Here is a 22,438-nt window from a genome sequence, read left to right as displayed (position 1 = left end):
CAGCCATCGGCGCGCCTCCCGCGGACGAACCCCAGGGCTGTGGGGTCCGCGGGGGTCGGCCGGGTTCGGCCGGTGCGGCAAGCGCGCTGCGGAGGCCGCTCAGGGGGTGGGCACGGTGGGAACGCGGGCGGCGGTCGTCAGGGTGCGGCGCGTGCTGGGGCCGATCAGGGTGTCCCAGATGTGGGTGTCGGCCAGCCATTCGCGCACCATGGCGGCGAAGTCCGGTGTCTCGGCGGCCAGTTGGACGAGGCGGCGGTCGAAGTGGGCCGCGCCCTCGGGGGTCCGCACGAAGAGCAGGGCGAGTTGGTGCACGAGGTCGCGGGTGAGCAGCGGATGCCGTTGCCGGGCGAAGCCGGCCGCGGCCGTGAGCAACGCGTCCAGCACGACCGGGTCGCGTTCGCTCTCCAGGACGGTCTCCAGCAGCTCCTGGCGCAGTGCGCGCGACAGATGCGTGCCGGGCGCGGCGAACACGGGCACGAGGACCGCCCGTACCCGCGCCGGGTGGTCCCGCAGCAACCCGGCGACCAGCGGCAGCAGCACCGGCCGCACGTCCGGCCCTTCCTCCAGCCGCAGGTCGAGGTAGGCCGCCACGGCCGGGGCGTGTCCGGGCCGGTGCCGCAGGTGGTCCTCGACGAGCACGGCGGTGCGCCGGGCGATCGCGGGCGCGTCGCCCACGGCCAGCGCGCGCAGGGCCTCGGCGCTGTCGTCACCGTGGCGCAGCCGGGTCCGGAACGCGGCGAGCACCGGCTCGGGGTGGGTGGTGAGGGCGGCGGCCACGGCCTCCGGCGGCAGCCCCGGGTCCCCTTCCGTGAAGTGCCGTAGTGCGGCGGGCAGATGACGGGTGCGGGTCGCCGGATCGCGGACCAGCAGACCGAGGGCGGCGCCGTGCAGCGTGCAGTCGTCCGGGCGGGCCAGGATCGCCAGCGCCGCGTACCGAAGCAGCTCGCGGTCGGCGTCCGAGCGGACGTGCGGCACAGTCCTGGTCCCGTAGGTGGCCGCCGCGACGTGCCGGTCGGGGCGCGGGTCGTGGGCCCAGCGGTCGACCGCGCGGCACACGGCGGACGGCTCGTCCTCGGCGAGCGCGGTCAGCACTTCGTCGGCGGCCGGGCGGCCCGCCGCCACCAGGGCGTCGGTGAGGTCGTCGACGGAGAGGCGGCGGTGCGTGTACAGCAGCGCCTGGGCGGCGGAGGCGACGGTGAGCGCGGGGGCGCCCTGCAGCGGGCGGTCGTCGCCGAACCAGCCGCACACGGCGGGCAGGGCCTCGGCCGGTTCCGCGCGCACCAGCTCGGCGACGACGGTCAGGAACCTGTCGGCGCGGTCGTCGGCACGGTCGGCACGGTCGGCGGCGCTCGGCGGGCCGTCGGCGGGGAGCAGCGTCCGCAGCAGGTCGAGCCGGTCGGCGGTGGGCAGGGGCAGCCGCCGCCAGAACCACGGGCCGAACATGCCCAGGCCGTGCGGTCCCAGCCGCGCGAAGCCGCCGCACCGGACCGACCGCTCGACGATCTGCCCGGCCAGCGCCGCCAGCACGTCGCGGTACGGCCCGGCGTCAGGCACCCGGAGCAGCACTTCCCTCAGCAGGTGCGCCGCCCACCATGCCGCGTCCTGCCGCCGCGCCTCCCGCCCGAACGTGCCCCCGGCACGCCGCGCGGAGCCGCCACCGGGCCACGCCGGTTCCGTACCGGGGCGTCCCACGCCGGAGGCGCCGCCGCCCGTGCCCCCCGCCTGTGCGCCACTTCCGCGTGGGCCCCGGCCCTGCGCGGGAACCCGGCCCTCCCCGTCGACAGCCGGCCCCGAACCCCGGACGCCCCGGACGTCCGCGTCGCCGGCCGAACCGCCCCTGGGATCTCCGGTACGGGCCGGTCCTTCCTCGGGCGGCCATGCCGCGCCGATGAACCAGCTGCCGGTCCCGCCGTCCTCGCCCCGGCCGCGTGCGTCGGGCTCGTCGTGACGCTCGGCATCGGGCTCAGGCTCACGGTCGGGCTCGCCGCCGTTTCGCTCGTGGGTGCCGTCACCTTCGTCCGGGCGCCCGGCCCTGCCGCGCGGGCCGGTCGGAGCCGGGCCGTGCCCCTGGTCGACACGGCTGCGCGTGCCCGGTTCGGGGTCCCCGGACATCCGCGCCGAGCCACCGAGCCGGACGGCGCCGTCGGCTGGATCCCCGCCCGAGGTCGGCACGCCACCTACGCGGGCCGCCGTGTCCTCGCCCGGCACAAGGCCCCGGGCAGGCCCGGGCCCCTCCGCTTCCCCGGGCCGAACTCCCCAGCGGGCGGCGGGCCGGAGCTGGGAGGCGGCACCCGGCGCCACCGTTTCCTCGCTCCGGCCGGACCCTTGCGGCGTCCCGCACGGCGCCGGGCCGGCGTGGCCCGGGTCGCACGCCACGTCAGGACGGGCAGCGCGTCGGGTGCGCGGGTTCGGCACGGTGTCGGTGTCCAAGTCGGCGGCGACGTGCGGCAATGCCGTCACCGCGGGCCGAGGACGACCGTCCCCGAGGCCGGACGCGGAGGCAGAGCGCGCGGTCGGCAACCGCCACTCGCCCGCACCCCACCCCGCGGCACACGGAGACGCAGAAGCCGACACCGATCCCGGCGGCCCTCCCGCGCCCCGTGCTGCCTCGCCCGCACCCACGGGCCCCGACGACGGCAGGCAGCCCGTAGCCCCTCCCCTCGCGCCCGGAAGCGTCCCGCCGGCCGGGCGGCTTCCCCCGTCCCCACCGAACTCTCGGCCAGGCCCCGTGGCCCCCGCCCGCTTCTCCCCCGGGCCCGCCGCCGTCGCGGATGCGAACTCCGCAGCGGCTCCTGAGCCGTCCCCCGCCCCGAGCCCGCGGCCAGGCGGGCAGGGCGCCTCCGTGAGGGCGGCGACCAGGCCGTGGAGGTGGGTGATGAGGGTGGCGGGCGGCGTGAGCAGGAGGGCCTGGACGACCGGGCCCGCTCGATGGTGGGGCACAGGAAGGCTGCGGGGGAACGTCGCCGGGGCCACCGCGGGGGCCGGCGGCACCGGGGGCGGCTGGCCCGCGCGGGCGGCCGGCCGGGACGGCAACCGCACCGGTGCCTCGGCCGGTGCCCCCGCCGGGGCGAACCAGCGGTGGACCAGGGCGTAGAGGGCGGCCGGGACGTCGAGGTGGAGTGCCTGGAGCCAGTCCGCCGGCTCCTCGTGCGCGAAGCGGTAGCCCGCCCCGGCCGGCACCAGCAGCCCCTCGGTGAGCACCGCAGACGCCCAGCCCGTCCGCCAAGGGAACAGTTCCTCGAACGTCTCGCGGTCCAACTCGCCTTGCCCCGGGCCGAGGCAGCGACGCGCGGCCTCGTGCACCTGTCCCGCGACCCGCGCGGCGAGCCGCCGCACGCCCTTGCCGCGCACGGCCGGTTCCGACGCGGCGGCCAGCCGTACGGCGATGCGCAGGCACACCAGGTCCAGGTGGGCCGAGAACAACTCCCTCCGCGAGGGCGGCACCCGGCGCTCTCCCTCGACCGGGTCCAGCTCCGCCGGCAGCGCGGCCTTGATCTCCCCGAGCAGCCGCAGCGCCAGCGGGTGCCCGGCGTCCTGCTCGGCGAGGTCGCCGGGCCGCAGGTCGTAGCGCGCCCGGGCACGCGCGGCCTCGTCGTCGGTCAGCGCGCCCAGTCGCACGCACGGCGGGAGTCCGCGTGCTGGAACGTGCCGCGATGGCCGGGGCGGCTGCCGGGACGTCCGCCGCGACGGCTCCGGCTCCCCGCTCCGGGACGGGTGCCGTCCGCTCGTCCCCGCGTACAGCAGCTCGCGCGGCAGCAGGGCCCCGGCCTGCTCCCAGAACTCGGGCCGGCAGGCCACCACCAGGCGGACCCGGCGGTCACGGAGCCAGCGGGCCGTGCCGGCGGTCCAGTCGGCGAGGGCGTGGGCCAGGACCGGGGGCATCTCCTCGGGCGCGTCCAGCAGCACCAGCAGCGGACGGCCGGCGGCGTGCGCCAGTTCGGCCACCGTGTCCGGTGACGGGTCGGCGAGGCCGGCTTCCGGCCAGAGCGGCGGGGGCACGGCGTTCGAGTGCCGGCCCGCGCCGACGATGCGCGCGGCCGTCCGCAGGGACCGTTCCACGGCGTTCTCGAGGCCGCCGTCGCCGGGGCGCAGCTCGGCCCCGCGGAGCCACAGGGTGGGGGCGGGCCGCGGGCCGCGGGCCCGGCGGACGGCGAGCTGGGCCAGTTCGGTGCTGCGGCCCGTCCCCGGTTCGCCGACCAGCCCCAGGACGAGCGGTGCGTGCGGCCCTTCGGCGTCGAGGAACCGGCACAGCTCGGCGGCGACGCTCTCCCGGGCGACGGGCTCGCGCCCCTCCCCCGGCTCGGCGGCCGTCCCGACCGAGGTGCCGGTGAGCTGGAGCGCGCCCGCGAGGTTGAGGTGGCGGCCGTAGGCCGGGACGGTGGCCGCGTTGCGTTCGAGCAGGTCGGCCAGCGGGCCGGGCGCCCCGGTGGCGGTGAGCGGGATGGCGAAACCGGAGGCCCGGTGTCCCGCGTGCAGGGCGGTCGCCACCACGCCGAGCACGGCCCCGGTCGCGGCGTCGACGAGCGGTGCGCCGGACGCCAGGGGGTCGGCCCGGTTCAAGTCGGCTTGTTCGAGCGCGAGTTCCCAGACCTCGTCGAGCAGGTGGAAGCGGTCGGTCGCGGTGTAGGTGACGGTCGTGGTGCCGAGGATCGTGCCCCGGACCCGGTGCGGGATCCGGAGGTGGACGCGCCACTCCGGGTGGACGGGTCCGTGCGGGGCGACGGGCAGCGGTGCCACGGCCAGCCCCTCGGTCGCGACGAGGGCCAGCCCGGTCTCGGGAAGCGGGGTGACCGCCTCGCTCTCGGCCAGGCACACCTGTCCGCCGGGGGCGTGCAGCACCAGCCGGGCGAGGCCGTCGACCGCTTCGTGGCTGGTCAGGAGGGTGCCGTCGGCGTCTGCGAGGAAGCCGGTGCCGCGGGGGCGGCCGGCCAGGTCGCAGATGCGGATCAGGGGGTCGCCCGAGGCGGAGCCGGGGGTGGACCGACTGCCGTGCTCCGGGCCTCCGGGGCCGCCCGCGCCTCCCGTGTGTCCCGCGTGTCCGGGCCGATGCGCCTCGTCCCGCGCGCTCCCCTGGCCGTCCCCTGCCGCCATGACGGCACCTCCCCGCCGCCGTGCCCCCGCTTGCGCGAAAGCGCCCCGTTTCGTCCCGCTTCGACGGTAGGTCGGACATGATCTCCCGCCTAGATCATCGGCGGAAAGCGCCCCCTTGCGCCCCCTCCCTTCACTCCGAGCGCCTGCCCATTGGAGTGATAACGGGGTCCCCGGTGGACAGGGACTGGTCAGGGGGTGTGCGGGGGGCCGTGGGGCGGGGCCGCTCAGGGGACAGGCGGCCCCGCCACTCGGAGCGTGAGCGCCCGGCTGTCCCGAGCGGCCGAGCGGCCGGGCGTCCGGAACAACCGGGCGCCCGGGACGACCGAGCACCCGCGCCGGGCCGCGCGGTCAGCACTACTGCGCGAACCCCGCCACGATCCTCGCCTTCCCCTCGTCCTCCTCCACCAGCGCCAGAAAGCGGCCGTCGGGGCCGAAGACCGCGTTGGGGCCGGTGGGCAGTGCGGGGAGGGCGATGCGGACGCCGTTGGCCAGCAGGCGGGCCTGGTGGTCGTCGGCCTCCCAGCGCGGGAACGCGGCCGCGGCCGCCTCCTCGATGGGGAGGACCGCGAACGACTCCTCGAGCTGTTCGAGGGTCCGGGCCCCGTCCAGGCCGTACGGGCCGACGCGGGTGCGGCGCAGCGCCGTCAGGTGGCCGCCGACGCCCAGCCCGGCGCCCAGGTCACGGGCCAGCGCACGGATGTAGGTGCCGGAGGAGCAGACGACGGTGACGTCCAGGTCGAGGACCTCGATGGCCGCGCCCGAGGGATCGACCGCCTCGGCCCGCCGCAGGGCCTGCACGGTGAACGACGAGACCGTCACCGGGCGCGCGGCGAGCTCGAAGTCCTCGCCCTCGCGCACCCGGGTGTACGACCGGACGCCGTTCACCTTGATGGCGCTGACCTTGGACGGCACCTGCTGGATCGGCCCGGTCAGCGCGGCGATACCGGCGTCGATCGCCTCCCGGGTGACCCCGGTGGCCGCGACGGACGCGGTGACCTCGCCCTCGGCGTCGTCGGTGACGGTGGTCTGGCCCAGGCGGATGGTGGCCGCGTACTCCTTCTCGGTGAGCGCGAGGTGGCCGAGCAGCCGGGTGGCCTTCTCGACTCCGATGATCAGCACACCGGTGGCCATCGGGTCGAGGGTCCCGGCGTGGCCGACGCGGCGGGTGCCCGCCAGCCGACGCATCCGCGACACCACGCCGTGCGAGGTGAGCCCGCCGGGCTTGTCGACGATCACCAGCCCGGAGGGTCCCTGTGGACGACTCATGCCTGCGACGAACCGCCCTCGCCACCGTCGGCGCCCTTCGCGCCGCCGCCGGCCGCGCCGGCCTCACCCGCGTCGTCCCCGGCGTCCCCGGCGTCCCCGGCGTCCCCGGCGTCCAGGTCATCGACCTCGGCGTCGGCGTCCTCGTCCGCGGGCTTGCGGTACGGATCGGCGTCGCCGGCGTACTGCGCGTCGGTGGCGGACTTGCGCACCTGCTCGTCGGCCGCGCGGGCCTTGGCGAGCAGGTCGTCGATGGTGCGGGCGTTGTCCGGCAGGGCGTCGGCCACGAAGGCCAGGGTGGGCGTGAAGCGCACCCCCGTCTGCCGGCCGACCTCGGAGCGCAGCACGCCCTTGGCGCTCTCCAGGGCCGCGGCGGACGCGGCACGCTCCTCGTCGTCGCCGTAGACCGTGTAGAAGACCGTCGCCTCCCGGAGGTCACCGGTGACCCGGGTGTCGGTGATCGTCACGTAGCCCAGCCGCGGGTCCTTGATCCGCCGCTGCAGGGTCTCCGCGACCACGACCCGGATGCGGTCCGCCAGCTTTCGGGCCCGCGCGGTGTCGGTCATCGTCTTCTTCTCTCTTCTTCGCGTTCAGGTGCGCGTGCAGACGCGCCGGTCAGTGCGGGTCGGTCCGCGTCGGGCGGGTCGGATGCCGCCGGCCGCTCCGGCCGCCGGCACGCGCGATGACTCGCCGTCACCCGCCTCAGTCGTCGTCCCCGTGGATCCGCTGCCGCGCCGACAGCAGCTCCACCTCGGGCCGGGCGGCCATCCAGCGCTCGCACCGGTCGAGTACGTCCTTGATGTGTCCCAGTTCGCCGGACACCACCGCGATTCCGATCTCGGCCCTGCGGTAGAGGTCCTGACCGCCGGTCTCCGCGACGCTGACCCCGAACCTGCGGTGCAGCTCGGCGACGATCGGGCGGACGACGGACCTCTTCTCCTTCAGCGACCGTACGTCACCGAGCAGCAGGTCGAAGCTCACAGCACCTACGTACATGTCGGAAACGGTACCGGCGAAGGCCGGGGCCGATCGACGGAATTTCTCCCGCCGACCGGCCCCGGACCGGTGTCACGCCTGTGCGAGGCGCCGGATCAGCCGCGCGGCTTCTCCCGCATCTCGTACGTCGCGATGACGTCGTCGATCTTGATGTCGTTGTAGTTGCCGAGGTTGATACCACCCTCGTAACCGTCACGGATCTCGGTGACGTCGTCCTTGAAGCGACGCAGGCCCTCGATGGTGAGGTTCTCCGCGATGACCTTGCCGTCGCGGAGCAGGCGGGCCTTGGTGTTGCGCCGGACCTCGCCGGAGCGCACGAGCACACCGGCGATGTTGCCGAGCTTGGAGGAGCGGAAGACCTCGCGGATCTCGGCGGTGCCGAGCTCCACCTCCTCGTACTCCGGCTTGAGCATGCCCTTGAGCGCCGCTTCGATCTCCTCGATGGCCTGGTAGATCACCGAGTAGTAGCGGACGTCCACACCCTCGCGTTCGGCCATCTGCGTGGCACGCCCGGCGGCGCGCACGTTGAAGCCGATCACGATGGCGTCGGAGCCGGTCGCCAGGTCGATGTCCGACTCGGTGACCGCACCCACGCCGCGGTGCAGCACGCGGATGTCGACCTCCTCGCCGACGTCGAGCTGCATGAGCGAGGACTCCAGGGCCTCGACGGAACCGGACGCGTCGCCCTTGATGATGAGGTTGAGTTCCTGCACCTCACCGGCCTTGAGCGCCTCGTCCAGGTTCTCCAGCGAGAACCTGCGGCCCTTGCGGGCGAACGCGGCGTTCCGCTCGCGGGCGGCCCGCTTCTCGGCGATCTGGCGTGCCGTGCGGTCCTCGTCGACGACGATGAAGCTGTCGCCGGCGCCCGGGACGTTGGTCAGGCCGAGGACCTGGACCGGCGTCGAGGGGCCCGCCTCTTCGACGGTGTTGCCCGCGTCGTCGAGCATGGCGCGGACACGGCCGTAGGCGTCGCCGACGACCATCGTCTCGCCGACACGCAGCGTGCCGCGCTGCACCAGGACGGTCGCGGTCGCGCCGCGGCCCTTGTCCAGGTGCGCCTCGATCGCGATGCCCTGCGCGTCCTGCTCCGGGTTGGCCCGGAGGTCGAGCGAGGCGTCGGCGGTCAGGATGACCGCTTCGAGCAGCGAGTCGATGTGCAGACCCTGCTTGGCGGAGATGTCGACGAACATCGTGTCGCCGCCGTACTCCTCGGCCACCAGGCCGTACTCGGTCAGCTGACCGCGCACCTTGGTCGGGTCGGCGCCCTCGACGTCGATCTTGTTGACCGCGACGACGATCGGCACGTCGGCCGCCTTGGCGTGGTTCAGCGCCTCGACCGTCTGCGGCATGACGCCGTCGTTGGCCGCGACGACCAGGATCGCGATGTCGGTCGACTTCGCACCACGGGCACGCATGGCGGTGAACGCCTCGTGACCCGGGGTGTCGATGAAGGTGATCTTGCGCTCTTCGTCGTTGACCTCGGTGGTGACCTGGTAGGCACCGATGTGCTGGGTGATGCCGCCGGCCTCGCCCGCGACCACGTTGGTCTTGCGGATCGCGTCGAGCAGGCGGGTCTTGCCGTGGTCGACGTGACCCATGACGGTGACCACCGGAGGCCGGGAGACCAGGGCTTCCTCGCCGCCCTCGTCCTCGCCGAACTCGATGTCGAAGGACTCGAGCAGCTCGCGGTCCTCCTCCTCCGGGCTGACGATCTCCAGCACGTAGTTCATCTCGCCGGCGAGCAGCTCCAGCGTGGAGTCGGACACCGACTGGGTGGCCGTGACCATCTCACCGAGGTTGAGCATCACCTGGACGAGCGACGCCGGGTTGGCGTTGATCTTCTCGGCGAAGTCGGTGAGGGAGGCGCCGCGCGACAGGCGCACGACCTGGCCGTTGCCGCGGGGCAGCAGCACGCCGCCCACGGACGGGGCCTGCATGGCCTCGTACTCCTGACGCCTCTGGCGCTTGCTCTTGCGGCCGCGCGCGGGACGGCCACCGGGGCCGCGACCGAACGCACCCTGCGTGCCACCACGGCCGCCCGGGCCGCCGGGACGACCGCCGAAGCCGCCGGGACGGGGACCGAAGCCGCCGCCGCCACCGCCGCCGGGACCGCCGGGACGACCGCCGAAGCCGCCGCCGCCACCGCCCGGACGGCCACCGCCGCCGGGACCGGCCGGACGGCCGGCGAAGCCGCCGCCGGGACGACCGCCGCCGGCACCGCCGGGACGGCCGCCAGGACCGCCGGGACGGCCACCGGGACCGCCGGGACGGCCGCCGGGAGCCGACGGACGCTGCGGCATCATGCCCGGGTTCGGGCGCGGGCCGGAGCCCTGGGGACGCGGCATGCCGCCCGGGGTCGGACGGGGTCCGCCCGGACCGGCCTGGCCGCCGGGCGCGCCGGGACGCGGGGCGCCGCCGGGACGCGGTGCACCGCCGCCCGCAGCGCCGGGACGCGGCGCACCGCCCTGGCCGCCGCCGGGACGCGGCGCGCCACCGGGGCGCGGCATGCCGGTGGAGCCGGACGAGGTGAACGGGTTGTTGCCGGGACGCGGGCCCGCCGGGCGGCCGCCCGGACGCGGACCGCCGCCCTGGCCGGGCGCGGGACGCCCGCCGGGACGACCGCCGTCGCGCTGCTGCTGGCCCTGGCCGCCGCCTGCGGCCGGACGGGCCGGACGGGGGCCGGGGGTCGCGCCGGGACGCGGCGAGGCCGGGGCCGCCGGGGACGCCGGCGGTGCCTGGAACTCGGCGGCCGGCACGGGGGCCGACGGCGCGGGCTTGGGCGCGGCCGGCTTGGGGCCGGGGCGCGGGCCGGACGCCGGCGCGGAGCCGTTGCCCGGTGCGGCCGGGGCCGCGGGGGTGACAGGGCCGCCAGGCTTGGGTGCCTGGGCAGCAGGACGAGCCGGCGCACCCGGGGTCGGGGCCGGCTTCGAGGGCGCCGCCTTGCGGGGCGCGGACGGCTTGGCAGCGGACTTGCCGGCGGCACCGCCACCGGATCCCTGGAAAGCGTCAGTCAGTTTGCGAACAACCGGCGCCTCGATCGTCGAGGACGCCGAACGGACGAATTCGCCGAGTTCCTGGAGCTTGGCCATGACGACCTTGCTCTCGACTCCCATCTCCTTGGCGAGTTCGTATACCCGGACCTTAGCCACTTCGCTCCTTCTAGGTCCGGGGTGGTCGTCCGCCGGACCGTCGCTACTTCATGGGCGTACTCATCGCGTACTCATCGAGTGCTCATCGCAATCTCGACCTACTTCCATCTCGCGAGGTACCTCACCGCACGGTGTTGGACCGTGCCGTACTTACTTCTCTTCCTGCGGGGCTGCCTGCTCGACATACCGGCGCAGCTCCGCGGTGTCGGGTGTCACGGGGGCTCGGAAGGCCCGGGTGAACGCCCGACGGCGGACCGCCAGGTCCAGACAGGCAAGGGCGGAATGCAGATACGCACCCCGACCGGGCAGCGTACCGCGATGATCCGGAACGCACGCGTCCCCGACCGCCGCCACACGCAGCAGATCGCTCTTGGCCGCTCGCTGCCGGCAGCCGATGCAGGTTCGCTCCGGGCATGCTGGGTTCAGCGTCCGACCAGACACCCTTTAGTCTACCTCCCCGCGCCGACCTCACCCCTTCGAGTGCGTCGACGCACGGTTGTTCGTCTGCGATTGGTCCGGCCGACGGCCGGAATCAGCCCTGGATCAGCCCTGAACGAGCCCGGCACGGGCACGGAACCAGCCCTGCATCGGCCCGGATCCGGCCCGGGGCGGCCCCGGATCAGTCCTGCGACTGGTCCTGCGGCTGCTCCGTGTCGGACCGGATGTCGATCCGCCAGCCGGTCAGGCGCGCCGCGAGGCGGGCGTTCTGGCCCTCCTTGCCGATCGCCAGCGACAGCTGGTAGTCCGGCACGGTCACCCGGGCCGAGCGGGCCGCGAAGTCGACCACCTCGACCTTGGAGACCCGGGCCGGCGACAAGGCGTTGGCGACCATGTCGGCCGGGTCGTCGGACCAGTCGACGATGTCGATCTTCTCGCCGTTCAGCTCCGCCATGACCGCCCGCACCCGGGCGCCCATCGGGCCGATGCAGGCGCCCTTGGCGTTGAGGCCGGAGCGGGTCGAGCGGACCGCGATCTTCGTGCGGTGCCCGGCCTCGCGGGCGATCGCCTCGATGACCACCGAGCCGTCGGCGATCTCCGGGACCTCCAGGGCGAAGAGCTTCTTCACCAGGTTCGGGTGGGTGCGCGAGAGCGTCACCGACGGGCCGCGCACGCCCTTGGCCACCCGGACGACGTACGAGCGCAGCCGTGTGCCGTGCGCGTAGTCCTCGCCCGGCACCTGCTCCTGCACCGGCAGGATGGCCTCCAGCTTGCCGATGTCGACCAGCACGTTCTTGGGGTCCTTGCCCTGCTGGACGACACCGGTGACGATGTCGCCCTCGCGTCCGGCGTACTCCCCGAACGTCACGTCGTCCTCGGCGTCGCGCAGCCGCTGCAGGATCACCTGTTTGGCGGTGGACGCGGCGATCCGGCCGAAGCCGCTCGGGGTGTCGTCGAACTCCTGCGGCTCGGCGCCCTCCCCGGCCTCCTCGGGCTCCTCGGTGGCCCACACGGTGACGTGACCGGTGTTCCGGTCGAGCTCGACGCGCGCCCGGCGATGGCTGCCGGGCTCCCGGTTGTAGGCGATGAGGAGCGCCGACTCGATCGCCTCGACCAGCAGATCGAACGAGATCTGCCGTTCCGTCACCAAGCCCCGCAGGGCCTTCATGTCGATGTCCACGGCTACGCCTCCTCAGTGCTCTCGTCGATGTCGTCGCTGTCGCTGCCGTCGGTGCCGTCCTCGGGGAGGTCGGCGTCCTCGGCGCCGGCATCAGCACCGGCCTCGCCGTCCGCCTTCCGGCTGAACTCCACCTCGACCCGGGCCCGCGTGATCTCCTCGAACTCGGCGCGGGCCGGCTTGGGCTTGCGGCCCTTGACGCCGGGCACCTCCAGGTCCAGTCCGGTGTCGTCCACCGTCATGATCCGCGCGATCAGCTCTCCGCGCTCCTTGAGCTGCAGCTTGACCAGCCGGCCGACGTTACGCCGGAAGTGTCGCGGCTCGGTGAGCGGGCGGTCGGTGCCGGGTGAGCTGACCTCGAGCAGGTACTCGGTGTCACCCATGACGTCGGAGTCGTCGAGGGCCTGGGAGATCGCGCGGCTCACCTCGGCCATGGCGTCGAGGTCCACGCCCTCCTCGGCGTCCACCACGACCTGCAACTGGCGGCGCCGGCCGGCCGCGGAGAGCGTGACCCCCTCCAGTTCCAGGCCCGCCGTGACGACGAGGGGCTCGAGCAGCGCGCGCAGCCTCTCGCTCTGGGTGGTGCTCATCCGGGTGACTCCTCGGCCGCGTCTGCTGTTGTCATGGAAGGTCGCGTGTACGCACAAGGCTACCTGAGTTCCCTGCTCCGTTTCGCCCGGCCGCCATGGAAACGCAGGGTGCTGCGCACCCGTAGAATCCCCGCATGATCCCCCGGATGGCGCTTGTGAGCAGGCGCGGCGTGATGGGCGTGGCGGCCGTCGGGGCCGTGAGCGGGTGTTCGGGGAGCGGATCCGGGCGTTCCGCCGGCGCAGCGAAGCCCGCGCCCGGCACCGCCGAGCGCGCCCGCGCGGCGCTCGACAGCCTGACCCTGCTGGGACAGTACGACGCGGCGCTCGCCGCACACCCTCAGCTCGCCGGGCGGCTGACCCCGCTGCGGGCCCAAGTGGCCCTGCACGTCACCGCGTTCGGAGGCCGGGCACCCGCAGCGGCCGGATCCGCGGCGGGCACCCCCGGTACGCCGGCCGGTCAGGGGAAGCCGTCGACCGCGCCGCCCGGCAGCACCCCGCCCCCCGGGAGCTCGACAGCCTCCCCGTCCGCGACCTCCCCGTCCGCGACCTCTCCGGCCGCCACCTCTCCGGCCTCCACCTCTCCGTCGACGGCCTCTCCGGCCGCGCCCACGCCCGCCGCGGCGCTCGCCGCGCTCGCCGCCGCCGAGCGGACGCTGGCCGACCGCAGGGCCGCGGCCCTGCTGACCGTGCCGGGCGAGCTCGCCCGGCTGATGGCCTCCGTCGCGGCGGCCGGCGCCGCGCACGTCGTCCTGCTGAGCCCGGGAGCGCACACGGCATGAGCGGTACCACCAGCCCCAGCCCGAAGAGCGGCCCGAGCCGGTCGCCCGGCGGGGCCGCCGCCCCGGCCCTGCCCGCCGTCCAGGCGGCCCTCGCCGCGGAGCAGGCGGCCGTCTACGGCTACGGCGTGGTGGGCGGCCAGGTCGGCCAGGCAGCCGCGGCCCGCCAGGCGGAGGCGCGGCAGGCCTACGACGCGCACCGCGCGGCCCGCGACGCCCTGGTCCGCACGGTCACCGACCTCGGCGGTGTGCCGGTGGCCGCGGCGGCGGGCTACCGGCTGCCGTTCCCGGTGGACGACCCGGCCGCGGCCGTCCGCCTGGCCGCCTACCTGGAGGACCGTGTCGCGGGCGCCTACGGCGATCTGGTGCGGGCCGCGACGGGCGGTCTGCGACGTGACGCGGCGGCCGCGCTGCGTCAGGCGGCGGTGCGCGCCGTCCGCTGGAGCGGCGAGAGCGTAGCCTTCCCGGGGTTGGCTGAGCGCGCCTGAGCAGTACGGAACGCCGTCGGGACACCGTCGAGCACTGCTGAGCGCGGCGCACCGCCACCGGCGCACACACGGAGGGAACGCGAGGCAATGGGCTCAGGGGCGGACGGCGGCGGGCCGGAACACGTGGAGCTGGCACCGCCGGAGCGGCTCGCCCGGACCGTGGCGGCCTGGGAGGGCGACGCCGGACGCGTGTGGCTGGCGGAGCTGCCCGGCAGGGTCGCCGGCTACCTCGACCGCTGGCGGCTGACGCCCGAGCGGGTCTTCGCGGCGGGCGGCCAGATCAGCATGATCGTTCTGGTCAGGACCGAGGACGGCACGCCCGCGGTGCTCAAGGTCGGCATGATCACCCGGGAGACCGCCCAGGAGCACGCGGCCCTCGCCCACTGGGAGGGCCGGGGCGCGGTGCGGCTGCTGCGGGCCGACGCCCCGGAGGGCGTGCTGCTGCTGGAGCGCCTGCAGGCCGACGTCTCGCTGCGCTCGCTCGCCGAGCCGCGGGCCATGCTGGAGGCCGAGGCCCTGCTGCAGCGGCTCTGGGTGCCCCCGGCCGACGCGCACCCCTTCACCTCCGTCGCGGACCACACCGCGTTCCTCGCCGGGACGCTGCGGGAGCGCCGCGAACAGGAGTGGGCGGCGGACGCCAGGCCGCTGATCGACGAGGCGCTGGCGCTGCGCGACGAGCTGCTGGCCGGCGCCTCGGAGGAGTTCCTGCTGCACGGCGACTACCACCACGGCAACGTGCTGGCCGGTGAGCGGATGGCCTGGCTGGCGATCGACCCCAAGCCGCTGGTGGGCGAGCGGGCCTACGACCTGGCGTGGCTGGCGCGCGACCGGCTGGCGACGCTGGCCGCACAGCCTGGTCCGCGGTCCGCGGCCCGGCGGCGGGTCGCCGCGCTGGCGTCGGCGCTGGACGTCGACCCCGAACGGCTGCGCGGCTGGGCGCTGTTCCGGTCGGTGGAGGCCGGCGTCTGGTACCTGTCCGTCGACGGCCAGGAGGACGGCCAGTTGCTGCTGGAGTTCGCGAGCTGGCTGTGAGGCCCGGCGGCGCCTGCGGCCTTCCCGCGCGCCAGGGTGCGCGGCGCCCGGCCGGCACCGCGCACCCCGCTCGTGAACGGCCCCGCAACGGAGATCACTTGACGTACCGCGGCGGCCCGCCCCTCCGAAGGACCTGACGACACGTCAGGCCAGGCGTTTGAGGGCCTCGGTGAGCTGGAGCTCCTCGCGTTCGCCGGTGCGGCGGTCCTTGAGCTCCACGAACCCCTCGGTCGCACGGCGGCCCGCGATCAGGATCGTGGGGACGCCGAGCAGGTCGGCGTCGGCGAACTTGGCGCCCGGTGAGACGCCCGCCCGGTCGTCGAGCAGCACCCGCAGACCGGCGGCGTGCAGGGCGTCGGCGGCCAGGGCGGCCAGTTCGGTCTGCGCGGCCTTCCCCGCCGCGACCACGTGCACGTCGGCGGGCGCCACCTCGCGGGGCCAGCACAGCCCGTGCTCGTCGGCGGTCTGCTCGGCCAGCGCGGCCACCGCGCGGGAGATGCCGATCCCGTAGGAGCCCATGGTGACGCGGACCGGCTTGCCGTCCCGGCCGAGGACGTCGACCTCGAAGGTGTCGGTGTACTTGCGGCCGAGCTGGAAGATGTGGCCGATCTCGATGGCGCGCCCGAGCGTGAGGCCCGCGCCGCAGCGGGGGCAGGGGTCGCCCCCCTGGACGGTGACCACGTCGAGGTACCGGTCGACCTGGAAGTCCCGCCCGCACACCACGTCGGCGGCGTGCCGCCCCGGCTTGTTGGCACCGGTGATCCAGGCGGTGCCGGGGGCGACCCGGGGGTCGGCCAGATAGGGGATGCGCAGGCCCTGGGGCCCGACGTAGCCGCGGACGAGATCGGGGCGGGCGGCGAAGTCCTCCGCGGTGACCAGCGCGACGGCGGCCGGGGCCAGGTGCTCGGCGAGCTTGCCGAGGTCCACCTCGCGGTCGCCGGGCACGCCCACCGCGGTGATCTCGCCGTCCACGGTGACCAGCAGGTTCTTCAGCGTCGCGGCGGCGGGCACGCCGAGATGCGCGGCGAGGGTCTCGATGGTGGGCGTGTCGGGGGTGTCGAGTTCCTCGACCGGCCCGGGATCGACGGCGGCGGGCACGGCCGCGGTGAAGGTGACCGCCTCGGTGTTGGCGGCGTAGTCGCAGGCGGGACAGTCCACGAAGGTGTCCTCCCCCGCGGCGGCGGGCGCCAGAAACTCCTCCGAGGCCGACCCGCCCATCGCCCCGGACACCGCCGAGACGATCCGGAAGTCCAGGCCCAGCCGCTGGAAGATCCGCCGGTACGCCTCGCGGTGCAGCCGGTAGGCCTCGGCGAGGCCCTCCTCGCCGGTGTCGAAGGAGTAGGCGTCCTTCATCTGGAACTCGCGCCCGCGCAGCACCCCGGAGCGGGGCCGGGCCTCGTCCCGGTACTTCGTCTGGACCTGGTAGAGGATCACGGGCAGGTCCTTGTAGGACGTGACCTGGTCCTTGACGAGCTGGGTGAAGATCTCCTCGTGGGTGGGCCCGAGGACGTACGCGGTGCCCTTGCGGTCGGTGAGCCGGAACAGCAGGTCGCCGTACTCCGCCGCGCGGCCGGTGGCCTCGTACGCCTCCTGGGGCAGCAGCGCGGGCAGCAGCACCTCCTGCCCGCCGATGGCGTCCATCTCCTCGCGGACGACCCGGGCCACGTTGTCCAGCACACGCTTGCCCAGCGGCAGCCAGGTCCACATCCCCGCCGAGGAGCGCCGCACGTAGCCGGCCCGGACGAGCAGCTTGTGGCTGGTCGTCTCCGCGTCGGCCGGGGCGTCGCGCAGCGTCTTGAGCAGCAGTCGGGACATGCGCTGGACCATGGCGGCCTCCGGTGTTCCTGAGGGGTGCTGAGGTCCGGCGAGAATACCGGCCGGACCGTGCCGGTCCGTACCGGTTATCCCGGCTCGTCCCCCGGGGTCACCCCGCCTCGGGCGCCCGCTCGCCGCGCCGCAGCAGCGGCAGCGGCGCGCCCATCACCGCGTACGGGCGGGTGGCGCTCGGGAAGTGCACGGGGCGTGCCAGGTCGCGGTAGCCGAGGTGCCGGTAGAGGTGGCGGGCCGGGCTGTCGCCGTCGATCGCCGACAGGATGCTGCGCGGCTCGGTCGCGGTGTCGGTGATGCCGGTGATCAGCCGGCGGCCCACGCCCTGTCCCTGGAAGGCGGGCAGCACGTGGAGTTCGGTGATCACGAAGGAGTCGTCGAGCCAGTGGTCGTTGCCCTCCCGCCGCAGGTACGGCTGGACGACGCTGGACCACCAGTGGGCGCGGTCGTTGGGCAGGCCGTAGACGAATCCGACGAGCCGGCCGGTGGCGCGGCTGTGCGCCCCGAGCGCCCGGGCCCCGGGCAGGGCCAGGTGCCGCAGCACGATCTGCCGGCGGATGGCGACCTCTTCGGGGCCCAGCCCGAAGGCGACGGCCTGCACGGCCAGCGCCTCGTCGACCTGTACGGCGAGGTCGATCGGGCCGACCACCACGTTCTCCATGTCCGGGGACCTTACCGGTGCGGGCCACCGGCCCTCGCCACGCTCCCGGGATCCGGACGCCCGCGGCCGGGAGCCGCGGGTCAGGCGGCATGTGTCGGACCGGCCCTAGAACAGCACGCTCATGAACGCGCCGACCTCGTCGAACCCCACGCGGCGGTAGGCGGCGCGGGCCGGGATGTTGAAGTCGTTGACGTAGAGGCTGACGACCGGCGCGACGTCGCGCAGCGCGTAGTGCAGGACGGCCGCCATGCCCGTCTCGGACAGGCCGCGGCCGCGGTGGGCGGGGGCCACCCACACGCCCTGGATCTGGCAGCTGTGCCGGGTGACCGCGCCGATCTCGGCCTTGAAGACCACCTCGCCGTTCTCGATGCGGGCGAAGGCACGGCCGGTGGAGACCAGTTCGGCGACGCGGGCCTGGTAGAGCAGGCCGCCGTCGCCGGCCAGCGGGGAGACGCCGACCTCCTCGGTGAACATCGCCACGCACGCCGGCATGATCACGTCCATCTCGTCCCGCCGGACCCGGCGCACCAGCGGGTCCGGGGCGACGTCGGCGGGCAGCGAGCGGGTGGTCATCAGCGGCTGGTGGGCGCGGATCTCGCGGGCCGGGCCCCAGGCGGGCTCCAGGTGTGCCCACAGGCCCGCGGTGGCCTCGGCCGGGCCGACGATGGACGAGCAGCGGCGGCCGGACCGGCGGGCGCGCTCGGCGAAGGCCCGCACGGCCTCGGGCGTCGCGCAGATGGGCACCAGGTTGGCGCCGGCGTAGCACAGCGAGGTGAGCCGTCCGCCGGAGTACCAGCCCCACATCTCGCCGCCGAGCCGCCACGGATCCAGGCCCGCGATGGTGACCCGCGAGGTCACGAAGGCGTTGGCCACCGGGTCACGGTCGAGGACGGCCAGCGCCGCGTCGAGGTCTCCGGGTTCGAGGACTCGGGCAGTGGAGTGGGTCAGCATGCAGGCGCCTCACCGTGCGGGCCGCGGGCGACGGCAATAGATGGTCCCCGCACTTTACCCCGCACGGGCGTACGGGGTGGCCGTCGGGTGAACCCCGGGCGCACGGGCCGGCGGCCGGCAGAGCCGGGCCCGCCACCGCTCTCGGCGGGCGGGCCCGGCCGCGGTGGCGTCAGGAGACGCTCACCTGCGGCTCGCCCGACATCACGCCGTCCGCCTGCATCGTCTCGGCGATCTTCAGCGCCTCCTCGATGAGGGTCTCCACGATCTTGGACTCGGGCACGGTCTTGATGACCTCGCCCTTGACGAAGATCTGGCCCTTGCCGTTGCCGGAGGCGACCCCGAGGTCGGCCTCGCGGGCCTCGCCCGGGCCGTTGACGACGCAGCCCATGACCGCGACGCGCAGCGGCACCTCCATGCCCTCCAGACCCGCCGAGACCTCGTCGGCGAGCTTGTAGACGTCGACCTGGGCGCGGCCGCAGGACGGGCAGGAGACGATCTCCAGGCGGCGCTGACGCAGGTTCAGCGACTCCAGGATCTGGATGCCGACCTTGACCTCCTCGGCCGGCGGCGCGGACAGGGAGACGCGGATGGTGTCGCCGATGCCCTCGGCGAGCAGCGCGCCGAAGGCGACCGCGGACTTGATGGTGCCCTGGAACGCCGGGCCGGCCTCGGTGACGCCGAGGTGCAGCGGGTAGTCGCACTTCTGGGCGAGCAGCCGGTAGGCGTTGACCATCACGACGGGGTCGTTGTGCTTGACCGAGATCTTGATGTCCCGGAAGCCGTGCTCCTCGAAGAGCGACGCCTCCCACAGGGCGGATTCCACGAGCGCCTCGGGGGTGGCCTTGCCGTACTTCTCCAGCAGCCGCCGGTCCAGCGAGCCCGCGTTGACGCCGATCCGGATCGGCACGCCCGCGGCGGACGCGGCCTTGGCGATCTCCTTGACCTTGTCGTCGAACTGCTTGATGTTGCCGGGGTTGACGCGGACCGCGGCGCAGCCGGCGTCGATGGCCGCGAAGACGTACTTCGGCTGGAAGTGGATGTCGGCGATGACGGGGATCTGGGACTTGCGGGCGATCGTCGCGAGCGCGTCGGCGTCGTCCTGGGTCGGACAGGCCACCCGGACGATCTGGCAGCCGGAGGCCGTCAGCTCGGCGATCTGCTGCAGCGTGGCGCCGATGTCGGAGGTCCGGGTGGTGGTCATCGACTGGACGGAGACGGGTGCGTCGCCGCCCACTGCGACGCTTCCCACCTGGATCTGACGGCTTTTGCGGCGGTCGGCGAGTCGGGTCGGAACATCCGGCATACCGAGCGAAATCGCGGTCATTTGCGTGGCATCCCCAAGCTGTGGATCGAGGTCCCGTCGTGGGCGGGCTCCGGCATCGAGATTACGGCACCCGGCCCACGACTCTCACTCGGCTCGGAGATCAGGAACTCAGTTTGACCGGGTTGACGACGTCCGCGATCAGGACCAGCAACGTGAAGGACACGAAGATGCCCGCCACGACATAGGCGACCGGCATCAGCTTGGCCACGTCGAAGGGCCCGGGGTCGGGCTTGCGGAAGACCCGCGCGGTGTGCCGGCGGAGCGACTCCCACAGGGCGCCGGCGATGTGGCCGCCGTCGAGCGGCAGCAGCGGCAGCATGTTGAACAGGAACAGCGACAGGTTGAAGCCCGCGACGAGCAGGACCATCGTCATGATGCGGTCGATGGCCGGCTCCTTGAGCGCGAACACCTCGCCTCCGACGCGGGCCGCGCCGACCACGCCCATCGGCGAGTCCGCCTTGCGCGGGGCGCCGTTGAACGCGGCGTTCCACAGGTCCGGGATCCGCTTGGGCAGGCTGACCAGCGAGCTGACGCCCTGCCGCGCCATGTCCCCCATGTGGTCGACCGAGGCGCCGAAGCCGAGCTGCTCGATGTGGGAGGCGGGCGAGAAGCCGAGGAAGCCGGCCTTCACCGTGCCGTCGAGGTAGTTGCCCTGGCTGTCGGTCTTGGCCACGACGTTGGTGGTGATCGTCGGGTGCAGGGTGACCTGCTTGCCGTCGCGTTCCACGACGACGGTGGCCGGGCCGGCGCCGGTGCGGATGTCCTCGGAGAGCTCCGCCCAGTTCTTGACCGGGCGGCCGTCGAAGGACAGGAACTTGTCGCCGGCCTGGAAACCGGCGGTCTTGGCGGGCGCGACCGGGTCCTTGGCGGTGCAGGGGTTGGCCGGGTCCCGCTTGGAGGTGTCGGCCTGCGAGATCACGCAGTCGCTGACCTGGCCGATCACCGTGGTGTTGGTGTTCACGCCGAAGCCCATGAAGACGCCGAGGAACAGCGCGACCGCCAGGATCAGGTTCATGAACGGCCCGGCGAACATCACGATGACGCGCTTCCACGGCTTGCGCGTGTAGAACAGCCGGTTCTCGTCGCCCGGCTGCAGCTCCTCGAACGCGGCGGACCGGGCGTCCTCGATCATGCTGCGCCACGGGGAGGTGGAGCGCGCGGTGATCCGGCCGTCCTCGCCGGGCGGGAACATGCCGATCATGCGGATGTAGCCGCCGAGCGGGATGGCCTTGAAGCCGTACTCGGTGTCGCCCTTCTTCCGCGACCACAGCGTGGGGCCGAAGCCGACCATGTACTGCGGCACGCGGATCTTGAACATCTTGGCCGTCGAGAGGTGGCCGAGCTCGTGCCAGGCGATGGAGACCATCAGGCCCACGACGAAGACGACTATGCCGAGGACCGTCATGAGAGCCGTCATACGCGCGCTTCCTCCGATGCCTGTGCCAGTTCGCGGGCCCTGGCGCGGGCCCATGCCTCCGCTTCGAGGACGTTCTCGACCGTCAGCCGAGTTCCCGGTGCGGGAGTGCCGTGTTCCTCGACGACGCGGGCGACGGTGTCCATGATGCCCGTGAACGACAGCCGGCCGGCGCGGAAGGCCTCCACGCATTCCTCGTTTGCGGCATTGAACACCGCCGGGGCCGTGCTGCCCAGGGTGCCGACGTGCCGGGCGAGTGCGACCGACGGGAACGCGTCCTCGTCCAGCGGGAAGAACTCCCAGGTGGCGGCCTTCGACCAGTCGAACGCCGGGGCGGCGTCCGGCACCCGCTCCGGCCAGCCGAGCCCCAGCGCGATCGGCATCCGCATGTCGGGCGGGCTGGCCTGGGCCAGCGTCGATCCGTCGGTGAACTCCACCATCGAGTGAACGTAGGACTGCGGGTGGACGACGACCTCGATCCGGTCGAACGGGATGTCGTAGAGCAGATGGGCCTCGATCACCTCCAGGCCCTTGTTCACCAGGTTGGCCGAGTTGATGGTGATCACCGGGCCCATGTCCCAGGTGGGGTGGGCCATGGCCTCGGCCGGGGTGACATCCGCCATCTCGGCGCGGGTCCGGCCGCGGAACGGGCCGCCGGACGCCGTCACGATCAGCTTGCGGACCTCGGAGCGGGCGCCGCCGAGCATCGCCTGGAACAGCGCAGAGTGCTCGGAGTCGACCGGCACGATCTGTCCGGGCCGCGCGATCGCCTTCACCAGCGGGCCGCCGACGATCAGCGACTCCTTGTTCGCCAGGATCAGCACCCGCCCGGCCTCCAGCGCCGCCAGCGTCGGGCGCAGGCCGATGGAACCGGTGATGCCGTTGAGCACCGAGTGGCACGGCATCCGGGCCGCCTCGGCGGCCGCGTCGGGGCCGGCGAGGATCTCCGGCAGCGCCGCCCCGGCGCCGTGGTGCGCCGCCAGTGCCTCGCGCAGCGCGGGCACCGCGGTCTCGTCGGCCACGGCCACCGTGCGCACCCCCAGCCGGTGCGCCTGCTCGGCGAGCAGCTCCGCCCGGCCGCCGGCCGCCGCGAGCGCCACGACCCGGAAGCGGTCGGGGTTGCGCAGCACGACGTCGATCGCCTGGGTGCCGACCGAGCCCGTCGAGCCGAGGATCACGATCTCCCGGGGGGTGCCGGGCTCGGGAACGGCGAACGGTCGGTAGTGGGGGTCTGCGAGTGCGTCGGTCATGGAGTCATTCT

Annotated in this window: 17 protein-coding genes; 3 read left to right on the top strand and 14 right to left on the bottom strand. The window is 74.3% G+C overall.

Annotated features, from left to right (window positions below; genetic code table 11):
- Window positions 1-99 precede the first annotated feature (99 nt).
- The 8 genes from K7862_RS18000 to rimP all read right to left on the bottom strand — a co-directional run bounded on the left by K7862_RS18000 (window position 100) and on the right by rimP (window position 12,704).
- Window positions 100-5,091: a trypsin-like peptidase domain-containing protein gene (locus K7862_RS18000; RefSeq protein ID WP_222963643.1), complete on the bottom strand. Its 4,992-nt coding sequence runs from the start codon at window positions 5,089-5,091 to the stop codon at window positions 100-102.
- 354 nt (window positions 5,092-5,445) lie between these two features.
- Window positions 5,446-6,357, bottom strand: coding sequence for a tRNA pseudouridine(55) synthase TruB (gene truB, locus K7862_RS17995; protein ID WP_222963642.1), 912 nt, complete (start codon window positions 6,355-6,357; stop codon window positions 5,446-5,448).
- The gene (rbfA, locus tag K7862_RS17990) at window positions 6,354-6,920 is read right to left on the bottom strand and encodes a 30S ribosome-binding factor RbfA (protein WP_222963641.1); all 567 of its coding nucleotides are present in this window, start codon (window positions 6,918-6,920) and stop codon (window positions 6,354-6,356) included. The genes truB and rbfA overlap by 4 nt, the downstream gene beginning before the upstream one ends.
- A 136-nt stretch (window positions 6,921-7,056) precedes the next feature.
- Entirely contained in the window at window positions 7,057-7,350 is a 294-nt protein-coding gene (locus K7862_RS17985; protein ID WP_222963640.1) for a DUF503 domain-containing protein, read from the bottom strand.
- Between the two features lie 95 nt (window positions 7,351-7,445).
- Window positions 7,446-10,499, bottom strand: a complete 3,054-nt coding sequence (infB, locus tag K7862_RS17980; protein ID WP_222963639.1) for a translation initiation factor IF-2 — start codon at window positions 10,497-10,499, stop codon at window positions 7,446-7,448.
- Between the two features lie 150 nt (window positions 10,500-10,649).
- Window positions 10,650-10,940, bottom strand: coding sequence for a YlxR family protein (locus K7862_RS17975; RefSeq protein ID WP_222963638.1), 291 nt, complete (start codon window positions 10,938-10,940; stop codon window positions 10,650-10,652).
- Between the two features lie 178 nt (window positions 10,941-11,118).
- Window positions 11,119-12,117, bottom strand: coding sequence for a transcription termination factor NusA (gene nusA / locus K7862_RS17970; protein WP_222963637.1), 999 nt, complete (start codon window positions 12,115-12,117; stop codon window positions 11,119-11,121).
- Window positions 12,118-12,119: 2 nt separating this feature from the next.
- Window positions 12,120-12,704: a ribosome maturation factor RimP gene (rimP, locus tag K7862_RS17965; protein ID WP_222963636.1), complete on the bottom strand. Its 585-nt coding sequence runs from the start codon at window positions 12,702-12,704 to the stop codon at window positions 12,120-12,122.
- Window positions 12,705-12,838: 134 nt separating this feature from the next.
- On the opposite strand from rimP, the gene K7862_RS17960 reads away from it, so the two are divergent.
- The 3 genes from K7862_RS17960 (at window position 12,839) to K7862_RS17950 (ending at window position 15,000) form a co-directional block, all read left to right on the top strand.
- Window positions 12,839-13,483, top strand: a complete 645-nt coding sequence (locus tag K7862_RS17960; protein ID WP_262413349.1) for a hypothetical protein — start codon at window positions 12,839-12,841, stop codon at window positions 13,481-13,483.
- Window positions 13,480-13,968 carry a ferritin-like domain-containing protein gene (locus tag K7862_RS17955; protein ID WP_222963635.1) on the top strand — a complete coding sequence of 163 codons (489 nt, stop codon included), beginning with the start codon at window positions 13,480-13,482 and terminating at the stop codon, window positions 13,966-13,968. The genes K7862_RS17960 and K7862_RS17955 overlap by 4 nt, the downstream gene beginning before the upstream one ends.
- Before the next feature lie 87 nt (window positions 13,969-14,055).
- Window positions 14,056-15,000, top strand: coding sequence for an aminoglycoside phosphotransferase family protein (locus K7862_RS17950; RefSeq protein ID WP_222963634.1), 945 nt, complete (start codon window positions 14,056-14,058; stop codon window positions 14,998-15,000).
- A 144-nt stretch (window positions 15,001-15,144) separates the two neighbouring features.
- Here the strand turns inward: K7862_RS17950 and K7862_RS17945 are convergent, their stop codons facing one another.
- The 6 genes from K7862_RS17945 to dxr form a co-directional block, all read right to left on the bottom strand.
- A complete protein-coding gene (locus tag K7862_RS17945; protein WP_222963633.1) occupies window positions 15,145-16,827 on the bottom strand; it encodes a proline--tRNA ligase in 1,683 nt (560 codons plus the stop codon).
- A 97-nt stretch (window positions 16,828-16,924) separates the two neighbouring features.
- The gene (locus tag K7862_RS17940; RefSeq protein ID WP_222963632.1) at window positions 16,925-17,488 is read right to left on the bottom strand and encodes a GNAT family N-acetyltransferase; all 564 of its coding nucleotides are present in this window, start codon (window positions 17,486-17,488) and stop codon (window positions 16,925-16,927) included.
- 105 nt (window positions 17,489-17,593) lie between these two features.
- Window positions 17,594-18,439: a GNAT family N-acetyltransferase gene (locus K7862_RS17935; protein WP_222963631.1), complete on the bottom strand. Its 846-nt coding sequence runs from the start codon at window positions 18,437-18,439 to the stop codon at window positions 17,594-17,596.
- 169 nt (window positions 18,440-18,608) lie between these two features.
- Window positions 18,609-19,763 (bottom strand): flavodoxin-dependent (E)-4-hydroxy-3-methylbut-2-enyl-diphosphate synthase, encoded by a 1,155-nt coding sequence (gene ispG, locus K7862_RS17930; protein WP_222963630.1) that lies wholly within the window; start codon window positions 19,761-19,763, stop codon window positions 18,609-18,611.
- 100 nt (window positions 19,764-19,863) lie between these two features.
- Window positions 19,864-21,180: a M50 family metallopeptidase gene (locus K7862_RS17925; protein ID WP_222963629.1), complete on the bottom strand. Its 1,317-nt coding sequence runs from the start codon at window positions 21,178-21,180 to the stop codon at window positions 19,864-19,866.
- Entirely contained in the window at window positions 21,177-22,427 is a 1,251-nt protein-coding gene (dxr, locus tag K7862_RS17920) for a 1-deoxy-D-xylulose-5-phosphate reductoisomerase (protein ID WP_222963628.1), read from the bottom strand. The genes K7862_RS17925 and dxr overlap by 4 nt, the downstream gene beginning before the upstream one ends.
- Between the last annotated feature and the right edge of the window lie 11 nt (window positions 22,428-22,438).

Origin of the sequence: Actinacidiphila acidipaludis (assembly GCF_019890725.1) — a bacterium.
In the GTDB taxonomy this organism is placed as follows: Bacteria; Actinomycetota; Actinomycetes; order Streptomycetales; family Streptomycetaceae; genus Actinacidiphila; species Actinacidiphila acidipaludis.
This window is presented reverse-complemented; position numbering and strand designations above follow the sequence as displayed.

Bases quoted from the DNA above. Each gene is read 5' to 3' on its own strand.
- K7862_RS18000 (WP_222963643.1), bottom strand. From the start codon at position 5,091: ATGGCGGCAGGGGACGGCCAGGGGAGCGCGCGGGACGAGGCGCATCGG.
- truB (WP_222963642.1), bottom strand. From the start codon at position 6,357: ATGAGTCGTCCACAGGGACCCTCCGGGCTGGTGATCGTCGACAAGCCC.
- rbfA (WP_222963641.1), bottom strand. From the start codon at position 6,920: ATGACCGACACCGCGCGGGCCCGAAAGCTGGCGGACCGCATCCGGGTC.
- K7862_RS17985 (WP_222963640.1), bottom strand. From the start codon at position 7,350: ATGTACGTAGGTGCTGTGAGCTTCGACCTGCTGCTCGGTGACGTACGG.
- rimP (WP_222963636.1), bottom strand. From the start codon at position 12,704: ATGAGCACCACCCAGAGCGAGAGGCTGCGCGCGCTGCTCGAGCCCCTC.
- K7862_RS17960 (WP_262413349.1), top strand. From the start codon at position 12,839: ATGATCCCCCGGATGGCGCTTGTGAGCAGGCGCGGCGTGATGGGCGTG.
- K7862_RS17955 (WP_222963635.1), top strand. From the start codon at position 13,480: ATGAGCGGTACCACCAGCCCCAGCCCGAAGAGCGGCCCGAGCCGGTCG.
- K7862_RS17950 (WP_222963634.1), top strand. From the start codon at position 14,056: ATGGGCTCAGGGGCGGACGGCGGCGGGCCGGAACACGTGGAGCTGGCA.
- K7862_RS17945 (WP_222963633.1), bottom strand. From the start codon at position 16,827: ATGGTCCAGCGCATGTCCCGACTGCTGCTCAAGACGCTGCGCGACGCC.
- K7862_RS17940 (WP_222963632.1), bottom strand. From the start codon at position 17,488: ATGGAGAACGTGGTGGTCGGCCCGATCGACCTCGCCGTACAGGTCGAC.
- K7862_RS17935 (WP_222963631.1), bottom strand. From the start codon at position 18,439: ATGCTGACCCACTCCACTGCCCGAGTCCTCGAACCCGGAGACCTCGAC.
- ispG (WP_222963630.1), bottom strand. From the start codon at position 19,763: ATGACCGCGATTTCGCTCGGTATGCCGGATGTTCCGACCCGACTCGCC.
- K7862_RS17925 (WP_222963629.1), bottom strand. From the start codon at position 21,180: ATGACGGCTCTCATGACGGTCCTCGGCATAGTCGTCTTCGTCGTGGGC.
- dxr (WP_222963628.1), bottom strand. From the start codon at position 22,427: ATGACCGACGCACTCGCAGACCCCCACTACCGACCGTTCGCCGTTCCC.